We start from the raw sequence: 12,002 nt of genomic DNA on the forward strand, positions 1-12,002 counted from the left end.
CCGGGCCGACCGGATTGCCGGTGACCCGAATGGGCACACGGGGCGCGGCGGGTTCCCGGGGGCCGTGCGGGGGAGCGGCGGGGTGGATAACCCGGCGGGGAGTTGGGCACCACTTCCCACGGGCCCGCGCCGGGAGGCACGGGGTGGGCGGAATGGGCGGCGTGCCCCGTTGCCGCGCGCCTTGGGCCGATTTATCGTCCCAGCACGATGCGCGAGCAAGATCACAAAATGTGAAGGGGCCGCGACATGGTGGCGAAGAAGACCGCCGCGAAGCAGTCCCCGGCCGCCGCCGGGGACCCCGGGGCCGCCGGTTCCCCGGGCGACCCCGAGTCCCCGGACGGCCCGGCCCGCCCGGCCGGGAAGCGGAAGGCGGCGGCCCCGGCACGCAAGGCGACGAAGCGTGCGTCCGAGGAGAGCGCGTCCGAGGAGAGCGCGTCCGCGGACGAGGCGCCGGAGGCCCCGGCGTCCGCCGCGCCGGCCGCGAAGAAGACGGCCGCCGGGAAGCCGTCGGCGAAGAAGTCCGTGAAGAAGGCCGTCGGCCGGAAGGCCGCCGCGAAGAAGCAGACAGGAGCCAGGACGGTGGCAGCGAAGAAGACCGCGGGTGGCGTCACGACCGCCGAGGACGAGGCGGCCGTGCCCCCGGCACGGACCGGTGAGCTCGCGGTGCGGCCCGGCGAGGACCCGTGGACGCCGGACGAGGTCGCCGAGGCCCGCAGCGAGCTCCAGGCCGAGGTGCTGCGGCTGCGCAGCGAGCTCGTCCACTCCCAGGAGGAGCTGACCGGGCTGATGCGGGACTCCGGGGACGGCGCGGGCCACGACGAGGCGGACACCGGCACCAAGAACATCACCCGCGAGCACGAGCTCGCCCTGGCGGCGAACGCGCGGGAGATGCTGGAGCAGTCCGAGCACGCCCTGGAGCGGCTCGACGCGGGCACGTACGGCCTCTGCGAGGTCTGCGGCAAGCCCATCGGCAAGGCCAGGATGCAGGCCTTCCCCCGCGCCACCCTCTGCGTGGAGGACAAGCAGAAGCAGGAGCGGCGAGGCTAGGGCCGGCCTCCGGTTCGGGACCGGCGGCTCGGACTGCCGGTCTCGCACGTCTGTGCCGTACCCTCGGGGCACGGTCAGGCAACGAGGTACGAGGGACTCACTCACGTGGCAGAGACGGAGAGCGTCATCGGTACGCCGGATTCAGCACCGGATGCGGCGGAGGCCGAGGAGCGGCCCCAGGGGAGGCGGCGGATCGTCGCGCTCTTCGTCGTGGCCGTGCTCGCCTATCTCGTCGACCTCGGCAGCAAGATCGTCGTGGTGGAGAAGCTGGAGGGCCGCGAGCCGATCAAGGTGATCGGCGACCTGCTCCGCTTCGAGGCGATCCGGAACCCGGGCGCGGCCTTCGGCATGGGCGAGGCGTTCACCATCGTCTTCACCTGCATCGCGGCGGCCGTCATCGTGGTGATCATCCGACTGGCCCGCAAGCTCTACAGCCTGCCCTGGGCGATCGCGCTGGGCCTGCTGCTCGGCGGCGCGCTGGGCAACCTCACGGACCGGCTGTTCCGCTCGCCGGGCGTCTTCGAGGGCGCGGTCGTGGACTTCATCGCCCCGGCCCACTTCGCCGTCTTCAACCTCGCCGACTCGGCGATCGTCTGCGGCGGCATCCTGATCGTCATCCTGTCCTTCCGGGGCCTGGACCCGGACGGCACGGTCCACAAGGACTGAGCGCACCTCCCGGCACGGCGTACGCGCGGCTCGCGGCAAGGCATACTCGACGAGTGAGCACGAGTCCCGAGATCCGCACCCTGCCCGTTCCCGATGGCCTGGAGGGCGAGCGCGTCGACGCCGCCATCGCCCGAATGTTCGGGTTCTCCCGTACGAAGGCGGCCGAGCTCGCCGCGGCGGGGAAGGTCCAGGTCGACGGCTCCGTCGTCGGCAAGTCCGAGCGGGTCAGCGGCGGCGCGTGGCTGGAGGTCGAGATGCCCGGCGCCCCGGCGCCGGTGCAGATCGTCGCCGAGCCCGTCGAGGGCATGGAGATCGTCCACGACGACGACGACATCGTCGTGATCATGAAGCCGATCGGGGTCGCGGCCCATCCGAGCCCCGGCTGGACCGGCACCACCGTCATCGGCGGCCTCGCCGCCGCCGGCTACCGGATCTCCACCTCCGGCGCCGCCGAGCGCCAGGGCATCGTGCACCGCCTCGACGTCGGCACCTCCGGTCTGATGGTGGTCGCCAAGTCGGAGTACGCGTACACCTCGCTCAAGCGCCAGTTCAAGGAGCGCGTGGTCGACAAGCGCTACCACGCGCTGGTGCAGGGCCACCCGGACCCGCTGAGCGGCACCATCGACGCGCCGGTCGGCCGGCACCCGAACCACGACTACAAGTGGGCGGTGACCGCCGACGGCAAGCCGTCCGTCACCCACTACGACCTCATCGAGGCGTACCGGGCGGCCTCGCTGCTCGACATCAAGCTGGAGACCGGCCGCACCCACCAGATCCGGGTGCACATGTCGGCCCACCGCCACCCCTGCGTCGGCGACCTCACCTACGGCGCGGACCCGACCATGGCCAAGCGCCTCGGCCTCACCCGCCAGTGGCTGCACGCGGTCCGGCTGGGCTTCGAGCACCCCGGTGACGGGCAGTGGGTCGAGTTCTCCTCCTCGTACCCGGCCGACCTCCAGACCGCCCTCGACCGCATCGAGGCGGAGAGCCGGTGAGCGGGGAGTACACGGTCCGCGAGGCCGTCGCCGACGAGGACCGCGAGGCGTGCTTCGCGGTGCGCCGTGAGGTCTTCGTCGAGGAGCAGGGCGTCCCGGCGGAGATCGAGTACGACCCGTACGACGCCACCGCCGTGCACGTCCTCGCGGTCCGCGGGGACGGCGTGCCGCTGGGCACCGGGCGGCTGCTGCACGGCGCCGACGCGACCGGCAAGACCGGTGCGGACGCCTCCGTCGGCTCGCTCGGCCGGCTCGCGGTCGCCGAGGCGGCGCGCGGTCTCGGCGTCGGCGCGGCGCTGGTCCGGGCCATCGAGGACGCGGCCCGCGGGCGCGGTCTCACCGCCGTCGACCTGCACGCGCAGACCCACGCCCTCGGCTTCTACGAGCGGCTGGGCTACGTGGCGTACGGCGAGGAGTTCCCCGACGCGGGGATCCCGCACCGGGCGATGCGCCGGGTGCTCTGACGGCTCCGGCGCGCGAAAAGGGCCCGGTCCGGTGGGATACGGGCCCTCGGGCTGTCCGGGGCGGCGGTTCACGGCGCGCCCGGGTGCGGCGTTTCGGCGCCGTCTACTTCCAGGTGTGGCAGCCGTGCGGCCGCTCGGCGGCGGGACCGGTGCACTGACCGCTCTGGCCTCCGCCGTTTCCGCCGTTGGTGGGCGGGTGAGGTGACGCCAGCGCGGCCGAGCCGGCGCCGAGCACGCCCGCTACGGCGAGCACCAGGGCCGCCGCGCGACGCCCGATGGTCTGCTTCAGCATGACACCCTCCTCGCGATGGCTGGAATGTCCCTTTTATGATATGCCTTCGATCTTGAATCGGCTCAAGGGGACACCGTGGACCAGCTCGCCCTGCTGTTCTTGCTGCTGCTCGGGGCGGTGCTCACCGTCCCGCTCGGTGACCGGCTGGGGCTGCCCGCACCCGTCCTGATGACGCTCCTCGGCATCGTGCTGGCCTTCCTGCCCTTCGTGCCGAACGTCGAGATCCCGCCCGAGTTCATCCTCCCGCTGGTGCTGCCACCGCTGCTCTACGCCTCCGTGCAGCGGACCTCCTGGCGGCAGTTCGCGGCCAACCGGCGGCCGATCTTCCTGCTCGCGGTGGCCCTGGTCTTCGTGACCACGGCCGCCGTCGGCGCGGTCGCGGACGCGCTGGTGCCCGGCATCCCGCTCGCCGCCGCCCTCGCGCTCGGCGCCCTCGTCGCCCCGCCCGACCCGATCGCGGCGACCGCCGTGGCCGGCTCGCTCGGGCTGCCCCGGCGGCTCGTGTCGATCCTGGAGGGCGAGGGGCTCTTCAACGACGTGACCGCGATCGTGCTCTACCACGTGGCCATCGCCGCCGTGGTGAGCGGCGAGTTCTCCTGGCCCGAGGCGCTGGGCCAGTTCGTCCTCTCGGCGGTGGTGGCGATCGTGGTCGGCCTCGCCCTCGGCTGGCTCACCAACAAGCTCATGGGCTTCCTCGGCGACGCCACCCTGCAGACCGGGCTCACCCTCCTCGTCCCCTTCGTCTCCTACGTCCTCGCCGAGGAGCTGCACGGCTCCGGCGTCCTCGCGGTCCTGGTCACCGCGCTCTTCCTCGCCGAGTACGCGGTCGACGCCGACGACGTGATGGGGCGGCTCGCCGGGCAGACCTTCTGGGAGATCGTCGACACCCTGGTCACCGGCATCGCCTTCGGCCTCATCGGCCTGGAGCTGATCCACGTCCTCGGCGTCGCCGAGGGGCACGTGGGCGAGATGCTCGGCTGGGGCGCGGCGGTCGTCGGCGTCGTCGTCGGCGTCCGGCTGCTGTGGCTGCTGCCGGCCGGCTGGCTGGCGCAGAAGCTGCACGACCGGCGGGACCTCGACGAGGAGATCCCGACGAGCTGGCGGGAGACCGTCGTCATGTGGTGGTCGGGGATGCGCGGGGTGGCCTCGGTCGCGCTGGCCCTCGCCATCCCCCGCACCACGGACGACGGTGCGCCCTTCCCCGGCCGGGACGAGCTGATCTTCCTCGCCTTCTGCGTGATCCTCGCCACCCTGGTGGTGCAGGGGCTCACCCTGCCGTGGCTGGTCCGCAGGCTCGGGGTGAAGGCCGACGCCGACGCCGAGCGGGCCTTCGAGCGCGAGCTGGCGCTGCGGGCCGCCAAGGCCGCCAAGCGGCGCCTGAAGGAGATCGAGGAGGTCGAGGAGCTGCCCGAGGAGGTCGCCGAACGGCTCCAGCGCGGGGCCTTCGACATCGGCGCGCGGATCAGCCCGGACATGGTGGACGAGGAGCGGCGGGCCGCCTTCACCGAGCGGGTCGAGCGGGTGAAGCGGCTCCAGGCGATCCAGCGGGAGATGATGTCCGCCGCGCGGCACGCGGTGCTCTCGGCGCGCAGCGAGCCGGGGGCCGACCCGGAGGTCGTCGACCGGGTGCTGCGCCACCTGGACGTCCGGTCGATGCGCTGACCTGGGGGTTCCGGCGGGTTGCCGGGGGCGGGTGGCAGGATGGCGGGATGGACATCATGCTTTTCCACTCGGTGTACGGGAAGCGCCCGGCCGTGGAGGCCGCCGCGGAACGGCTGCGGGCCGCCGGCCACCAGGTGTGGGTGCCGGACCTCTTCGACGGCTGGACCACCGACTCGGTGGAGGTGGCCATGGCGAAGAAGGACGAGATCGGCTCGGACGAGCTGCTGAAGCGCGCGGTCATGGCCGCCGCCCCCTACTCGGAGCGCGGTCTCGTCTACGCGGGCTTCTCCTTCGGCGCCTCGGTCGCGCAGACCCTGGCGCTCGGCGACGAGAAGGCGCGCGGGCTGCTGCTGCTCCACGGCACCTCGGACCTGGCGCCGAACGCCTCCGTGGACGAGCTGCCCGTCCAGCTGCACGTGGCGGAGCCGGACCCGTTCGAGACGGACGACTGGCTGTCCTCCTGGTACCTCCAGATGCGCCGGGCCGGCGCGGACGTGGAGGTCTACCGCTACCGGGGGGCCGGGCACGTGTACACGGACCCGGAGCTGCCGGACTGGGACCCCGACGCGGCGGAGCGGACCTGGGCGATCGCGCTCGACTTCCTCGACGGGCTCGACGGGCTCGCCGGGGAGGAGTGACGGGGACGGCCCCCGGGGGATTCCCCCGGGGGATTCCCCCGGGGGAATCCCCCGGGGGCCGTTCACCGTGCGCGGACGGGCCGTCAGGCGCGGTACGCGGTCCAGTGGTCGTTCATGCGGGTCACCTGGCCGGTGGTGAACTGGTACATGCACGCGTCGTACGTGTAGTCCATGAAGTTGTGGATCGGGTCCACACCGGTCTTGGAGGCGCAGGAGTCACGGCCGGTCGGGCACTCGTACGCCGGGGACTTCTCGGCCGGGGTGTCGGTGACGTAGTCGCCGTTGCCGTTACAGCCGCCCTGGAAGGTGTGGTAGAGGCCCATCCAGTGGCCGACCTCGTGGGTGGCGGTGTCGCCCTGGTTGTAGTTGGCCGCCGAGCCGCCCGGCAGGGAGGCGTCGAGCAGGACGACGCCGTCCATGGACGGGTTGGACTGGTACGAGGACGGGAAGGTCGCCCAGCCGAGCAGGCCGCCGCTGAGGTTGGCGGTGTAGATGTTCAGCGCGTTCGCGCCGCCCTGGCGGAGGGACTGCTTCATGCTCTTCTCGGCGGTGGAGCCGGAGGCCAGGTTGTACCAGGAGGCGTTGTCCGTGTAGGTGGTGCCGGCGAGGGAGAACTGGAAGCCGGTGTTCACGTTGCCGGTGCCCTGGCCGCCGAAGGCCGCGTTGAGCACGTTCATCTGGTTGTTGATGTCCGTGGAGCTCAGCTTGCCGGTCGTGCCGCTGTGGACGACGTGGAAGTAGACCGGGATGGTCCCGCCGGCCGCGGCGGCCGAGGCGGAGAGCCGGCCGCTCGACTTCAGCGCCGAGAGCTTCTTGTTCAGGTCGGCGTCCATGGCCTTGGCCTGGGCGGCGGAGACTTCACCCGGCTCGTGGGCGTGGGCGTCGGCGCCCTTCTCCTTGCGCGCGCCGGACAGGGCGGCCGTGTCGTCGGCGCACTCCTCGGCGGAGGCGCCGGCCAGGCTCGGGGACGCCTGGGCGACGACGGGGGCGGAGAACGGCGCCAGGGCCAGGGTTCCGGCCAGGACGGCAGTGCCGAGTACACGACGTGAGGTACGCGGCGATATACGGACAAGAGCACGCACAGGTGACTCCTCGCGGGGGGTTGTGGGAGGTACTTCCTCGCCACGGCGGGGAGATTACGCGTTCATGTCAGACACCGTTGAGCGGTGATCAGGCCCAATCAATCGGAGGACAATTGGGGGCATCGGGAAGAAATTTTCAGGTGCCTTCCGGAGTTTGAGACACCGACGTAACGAAACCGGTGAGAGAGGCGGGTGGTGTGTCCGGATTCGCCTGTCCGGATCCACCACCCGCCGTAGCCATGTGATCTCCCGTTAACAGAGAGGATCATGGCTGAAAATCGTCGGTCAGACGACCGGCTGGTACACCCGCTCGACGCGCTGCGTTCCACTGAGCGTCCGGTAGGAGCGCGCCCAGGAGGCCGTCGCGGCCGGATCGCGCTTGTCGGAGACCGTGTAGTAGTCCATCTGCGAGCGGGCCGAGGTCACGTCCAGGACGCCGTACCCGTGGTGGTCCATGTCCACCCACTTCACGTGCCGGTTGGCCGCCTTCACCGCGCCCGCCGCCACCACCGAGAGCGTGCCCGGGGCCACGTTCAGCAGGTCGTCCAGGTTGTCCGAGGTCACCGAGGTGACCACGAACTCGGTCGCCACGGAGGCCGAGACCGGGTACGTGGCCGCCTTGGCCGGAACGTCGTTCGCCCACGCCATGTGGATGTCGCCGGTGAGGAAGACGGTGTTCCGGATCGCCCGCGAACTCAGGTGCGCGAGCAGCTCCTTGCGGTCGTCGGTGTAGCCGTCCCACTGGTCGACGTTGACCGCGATCCCCTCGACCGGCAGCCCCATCAGCTCGGCGAGCGGCTCCAGGAGGTACGCGGGCAGCGAGCCGAAGGCGACCGGCGAGATCATCACCGAGGTGCCGACCAGCTGCCAGGCGGCGTCCGAACCGGCCAGGCCGGACTTCAGCCAGTCGAGCTGCGCGCGGCCGGTGATCGTGCGCTCCGGGTCGTCGACCGAGCCGGAGCCCGTCTTCGCCTGGGCGGAGCGGAAGGACCGCAGGTCGAGCAGGTGCAGATCGGCCAGCTTGCCGAAGCGGAGGCGGCGGAAGACCGTGCCCTCCGTGGAGGTGCGGACCGGCATCCACTCGAAGTAGGCCCGCTTGGCGGCGGCGACCCGGGCGGCCCAGTCGCCCTCGGCGCCGGGGGTGTGGTTCTCGGCCCCGCCGGTCCAGGCGTCGTTGGCGAACTCGTGGTCGTCCCAGATCGCCACCACGGGGTGGGCGGCGTGCAGCGCCTGGAGGTCCGGGTCCGTCTTGTACCGGCCGTGCCGGGTGCGGTAATCGGCCAGCGAGACGATCTCGTGGCGCGGCTCGTGGGTCCGGACGGTGTCCTTCGCCTCCGGGTAGACCCCGCTCGCGTACTCGTAGATGTAGTCGCCGAGGTGCAGGATCGCGTCCAGGTCGCCCCGGGCGGCGAGGTGGCGGTACGCGGAGAAGTGGCCGGCCTCGTAGTTGGCGCAGGACACCACGCCGAAGCGGACGCCCGGGGCGGCGGAGTCGGCGGCCGGGGCGGTGCGGGTCCGGCCCGTGGCCGAGACGGTGCCGCCGGCGGTGAAGCGGAAGAAGTAGGCGGTGGCCGGGCGCAGTCCGCGGACGTCCGCCTTGACGGTGTGGTCGGCGGTGGCGGACGCGGTGGCCGCGCCGGAGGCGACGACCCGGGCGAAGGAGCGGTCCTCGGCCACCTCCCAGTCGACGCGGACGTCCGCGCCGAGCCCGGAGCCGGGCACGGCCTCGGGGGAGGGGGTGACGCGCGTCCACAGCAGGACGCCGTCGGGCAGCGGGTCGCCCGAGGCGACACCGTGCAGGAAGGCGGGCGCCGGGGCGTCCGCGAGGGCCGGCGAGGCCGCGCCGAGGAGCACGGGCGCGGTGACGGCGGTGACGGCGGCGGCCTTGACGACCGTGCGCCGCGTGGGGGCAGGAGATATGGAGTGACTGGTCACGGCCAGTCAGATTACTGACGGGTACGAAAGGTTGACAGACGGAAGCGGAAAGTTTTCCGGAGTTTCGCCCGCCGCTCACGACGATTTTCCGCCAGGCCCCTCGCTTCCCGGCCGGACGGGCCGGGAAGCGGAGGAGAGGCGTCAGCCGCCGAGGACCGGAGTGAGGGCGGCGTTGAACTCCTCGACGGTCAGCGGCGGGTTCTGCGAGCCCGCCGCCGTGAGGGTCTTGCCGTCCATCTTCAGCGTCGGGGTGCCGGTCACCCCGCTGTCGTCGAAGGTCTTCGACATCTTCATCGCCCAGGCGTCGAAGGTGCCCTCCTCGACGTGCTTCTTGAAGGCGGCGTTGGCCTTCAGGGCCGGGACCGTGTCCGCGACCTCCAGGAGGTAGGAGTCCTTCGCGAACTTGTCCTCGCTCTCCTCCGGGTGCCACTTCGCGGAGTAGAGCGCCGCCTTGTAGTCGAGGAAGGCCTCCGGGCTCACGTCGAGCGCCGCGCCGAGCGCCGACAGGGCGTTCTTCGAGCCCTCGCCCTGGTCCATGTTGTCGATGAAGGTGGCGCCGACGTACTTCACCTTGTACTTGCCGGCCTCGACGTCCTTCTCGACGGTGGAGCCGACCGACTGCTCGAAGGTCGCGCAGACCGGGCAGCGCGAGTCCTCGTAGATCTCCAGGGTCTTCTTCGCGGAGGCCTTGCCGACGACGACGGTCGTGCCGTTCTCGCCCTCGGTGTTCTTCGGGGCCGTCACCGACTTCGAGTCGGCGGCGGCCTCCCACGCGGAGGGCTTGTTGGCCTGGACGACGGCGTAGCCGATGCCGCCGGCGGCGGCGAGCACGGCCACCGCCGAGACGCCGACGACCAGCTGCCGGCGGGCCCGCTCCTTCTTGGCCTGGGCCTCGCGCTCGGCGCGCAGACGCTCGCGGGCGGCAGCCTTGTTGGCCTGGTTGTTGCGTGCGCTCATGATCGTGGATCTCCGGAGAGGTGAAGAGAGAAAAAAGGGGGGGAAGGTCGGGGAGCGGGCCGCTCAGACGAGAGCGAGCGCGGCCCGCGGCGGTCCCCGCCGCCCCACGGAGTGCACCAGGAGACGCGTACGGGACGGGCGCGGCCGGGGCTCGGGGCGCGCCGGGCCGGGCGCCGCCGGACGGGCGACGCCCACCAGGGCCGCGAGCAGCTCCAGCGGCCGGAAGGCCGAGGCCGCCGCCGCGCCGAGCAGCCGTGCGAGGGCCCGCTCCCCGCCGCGCAGCCAGCCGGCCGCCGAGAGGCCGACCAGCACGTGGGCGCCGAGCAGCAGCCACGGCAGCGCCGGGTCGGGGGAGGCGAGCACCGCGACGGCGCCACCCTCGGGCGCCACGACCCCGGGCAGCGGGGTGCCGACGGCCCCGCCGCACAGCACCTCCACCCCGAAGGACCGCAGCGCGCCGGCGACCGGCCCGCCGGCGGGGCCGTAACAGACGGCCTGGCCGGAGGTGAAGAGGGTGTCGGCGGCCAGCTCCAGCGGGACGAGCAGCCCCGCGATCGGGACGAAGCCGCGCTCGCGGCCGGCCAGCGCGTACGCCACGGCGAAGACGCCGGCGGCGACCGGGGCGACCGTGCCCAGCGGCAGCGGCACCCCGGAGAGCAGCACATGGGAAGCCACGGACAGCGTCACGACCAGTGCCGTGAAGACCGCCGCCCGCAGCGCCCTCAGCCGCGTCCCTGCCATGTCCATTGTTGAACGAGTGTGCCATGCCGGGTCATAAGGGGTCCCTAAGAAGGAGCTGTGGGCCCGCTCGAAGCGCTGTGGGACTTCTTACAGGCCCGGTATCCGGCCGTTACGGAAGAGGTCCACGAAGATCTGGTGGTCGGCACGCGCGCGTGCGCCGTACGCGTGGGCGAAGTCCACCAGGAGCTCGACGAAGCCCTCCTCGTCGGCCGCGATCGCCCCGTCGATGGCCCGCTCCGTGGAGAACGGCACCAGCGAGTGGCCGCTGGACTCGTCCGCCGCCGCGTGCATCGTGGCGGTCGCCCGGCCCAGGTCGGCCACGGTCGCCGCGATGTCCTCGGGGTCGTCGATGTCCGACCAGTCCAGGTCGACCGCGTACGGCGACACCTCGGCGACCAGCTGACCGGCGCCGTCCAGCTCCGTCCACCCCAGCCACGGGTCCGCGTGCGCCTGGAGCGCCCGCTGGGAGATCACCGTGCGGTGCCCCTCGTGCCGGAAGTAGCCGCGCACCGCCGGATCCGTGACGTGCCGCGAGACCGCCGGGGTCTGCGCCTGCTTGAGGTAGATCACCACGTCGTTCTCCAGGGCGTCGCTGTGCCCCTCCAGGAGGACGTTGTACGAGGGCAGGCCGGCCGAGCCGATGCCGATCCCGCGCCGCCCGACGACGTCCTTCACCCGGTACGAGTCCGGGCGGACCAGGCTCGACTCCGGCAGGGTCGCCAGATAGCCGTCGAAGGCCGCGAGCACCTTGTAGCGGGTCGCCGCGTCCAGCTCGATCGACCCGCCGCCGGTGGCGAAGCGGCGCTCGTACTCCCGTATCTCGGTCATCGAGTCGAGCAGCCCGAAGCGGGTCATCGCCCGCGCCTCGCGCAGCGCGCCGAGCAGCGCCCCGTCGGCGGTCTCCAGGGTGAAGGGGGTGCCGCCGTCGCCGCCGCTGCCGGAGGCGAGGGCGTGGATCCGCTCCCGGTAGGCCGCCGCGTAGATCCGGACCAGGCGGGTGATCTGGCCGTCGCTGAGCGCCTTGGTGTAGCCGATCAGGGCGAGCGAGGCGGCGAGCCGCTTGAGGTCCCAGGTGAAGGGGCCGACGTACGCCTCGTCGAAGTCGTTGACGTTGAAGATCAGCCGTCCGTTGGCGTCCATGTAGGTGCCGAAGTTCTCCGCGTGGAGATCGCCGTGGATCCACACCCGGCCGGTCCGCTCGTCCAGGAACGGGCCGCCGCCGTCGGCCTCCGCCTCCAGGTCCTGGTAGAAGAGGCAGGCGGTGCCCCGGTAGAAGGCGAAGGCGGATCCGGCCATCTTCCGGAACTTGACCCGGAAGGCCGCCGGGTCGGCGGCGAGCAGCTCTCCGAAGGCGGTGTCGAAGACGGCGAGGATCTGCTCACCGCGCTCGGCGGCGGCGGGCTGGTGGACCGGCATCGAGGGTGCCTCCTGTGCGGGACTGGTCATGACAAATGGGGACAGGTGTTCCCTGACTCACAACGCGCGACGGTACCGCCCGGTGCCCGACTCCTGTCACTCGTGCG

At 72.2% G+C, this 12,002-nt stretch carries 12 protein-coding genes; 6 read left to right on the forward strand and 6 right to left on the reverse strand.

The window, feature by feature from the left end; all coding sequences use genetic code 11:
• Window positions 1–246: 246 nt before the first annotated feature.
• From ABZ621_RS04005 to ABZ621_RS04020, 4 genes are all read left to right on the forward strand, one after another.
• Window positions 247–1,047 (forward strand): TraR/DksA C4-type zinc finger protein, encoded by an 801-nt coding sequence (locus ABZ621_RS04005; protein WP_360600413.1) that lies wholly within the window; start codon window positions 247–249, stop codon window positions 1,045–1,047.
• A 105-nt stretch (window positions 1,048–1,152) separates the two neighbouring features.
• Entirely contained in the window at window positions 1,153–1,713 is a 561-nt protein-coding gene (gene lspA, locus ABZ621_RS04010; RefSeq protein ID WP_360600415.1) for a signal peptidase II, read from the forward strand.
• Window positions 1,714–1,766: 53 nt separating this feature from the next.
• Entirely contained in the window at window positions 1,767–2,708 is a 942-nt protein-coding gene (locus ABZ621_RS04015; protein WP_360600417.1) for an RluA family pseudouridine synthase, read from the forward strand.
• Entirely contained in the window at window positions 2,705–3,172 is a 468-nt protein-coding gene (locus tag ABZ621_RS04020; RefSeq protein WP_360600419.1) for a GNAT family N-acetyltransferase, read from the forward strand. The genes ABZ621_RS04015 and ABZ621_RS04020 overlap by 4 nt, the downstream gene beginning before the upstream one ends.
• A gap of 103 nt (window positions 3,173–3,275) precedes the next feature.
• Here the strand turns inward: ABZ621_RS04020 and ABZ621_RS04025 are convergent, their stop codons facing one another.
• A complete protein-coding gene (locus tag ABZ621_RS04025) occupies window positions 3,276–3,464 on the reverse strand; it encodes a hypothetical protein (RefSeq protein ID WP_360600421.1) in 189 nt (62 codons plus the stop codon).
• A 75-nt stretch (window positions 3,465–3,539) separates the two neighbouring features.
• Between ABZ621_RS04025 and ABZ621_RS04030 the strand changes: the two genes are divergently transcribed.
• Entirely contained in the window at window positions 3,540–5,126 is a 1,587-nt protein-coding gene (locus ABZ621_RS04030; protein ID WP_360600423.1) for a Na+/H+ antiporter, read from the forward strand.
• Window positions 5,127–5,173: 47 nt separating this feature from the next.
• On the forward strand, window positions 5,174–5,764 hold the full coding sequence (locus ABZ621_RS04035) for a dienelactone hydrolase family protein (RefSeq protein ID WP_360600425.1): 591 nt from the start codon (window positions 5,174–5,176) through the stop codon (window positions 5,762–5,764).
• 83 nt (window positions 5,765–5,847) lie between these two features.
• Here ABZ621_RS04035 and ABZ621_RS04040 read toward each other — a convergent pair whose 3' ends face one another.
• From ABZ621_RS04040 to ABZ621_RS04060, 5 genes are all read right to left on the reverse strand, one after another.
• On the reverse strand, window positions 5,848–6,846 hold the full coding sequence (locus ABZ621_RS04040; protein ID WP_360600427.1) for a zinc metalloprotease: 999 nt from the start codon (window positions 6,844–6,846) through the stop codon (window positions 5,848–5,850).
• A 285-nt stretch (window positions 6,847–7,131) separates the two neighbouring features.
• On the reverse strand, window positions 7,132–8,781 hold the full coding sequence (locus tag ABZ621_RS04045) for an alkaline phosphatase D family protein (RefSeq protein ID WP_360600429.1): 1,650 nt from the start codon (window positions 8,779–8,781) through the stop codon (window positions 7,132–7,134).
• 141 nt (window positions 8,782–8,922) lie between these two features.
• Window positions 8,923–9,738 carry a DsbA family protein gene (locus ABZ621_RS04050; protein ID WP_360600431.1) on the reverse strand — a complete coding sequence of 272 codons (816 nt, stop codon included), beginning with the start codon at window positions 9,736–9,738 and terminating at the stop codon, window positions 8,923–8,925.
• Window positions 9,739–9,801: 63 nt separating this feature from the next.
• Window positions 9,802–10,485 carry a hypothetical protein gene (locus tag ABZ621_RS04055; protein ID WP_360600433.1) on the reverse strand — a complete coding sequence of 228 codons (684 nt, stop codon included), beginning with the start codon at window positions 10,483–10,485 and terminating at the stop codon, window positions 9,802–9,804.
• Between the two features lie 81 nt (window positions 10,486–10,566).
• Window positions 10,567–11,895, reverse strand: a complete 1,329-nt coding sequence (locus ABZ621_RS04060; RefSeq protein ID WP_360600817.1) for a DUF2252 domain-containing protein — start codon at window positions 11,893–11,895, stop codon at window positions 10,567–10,569.
• Window positions 11,896–12,002 lie beyond the last annotated feature (107 nt).

This window comes from Streptomyces sp. NPDC007863 (assembly GCF_040633895.1).
Taxonomy (GTDB): Bacteria; Actinomycetota; Actinomycetes; order Streptomycetales; family Streptomycetaceae; genus Streptomyces.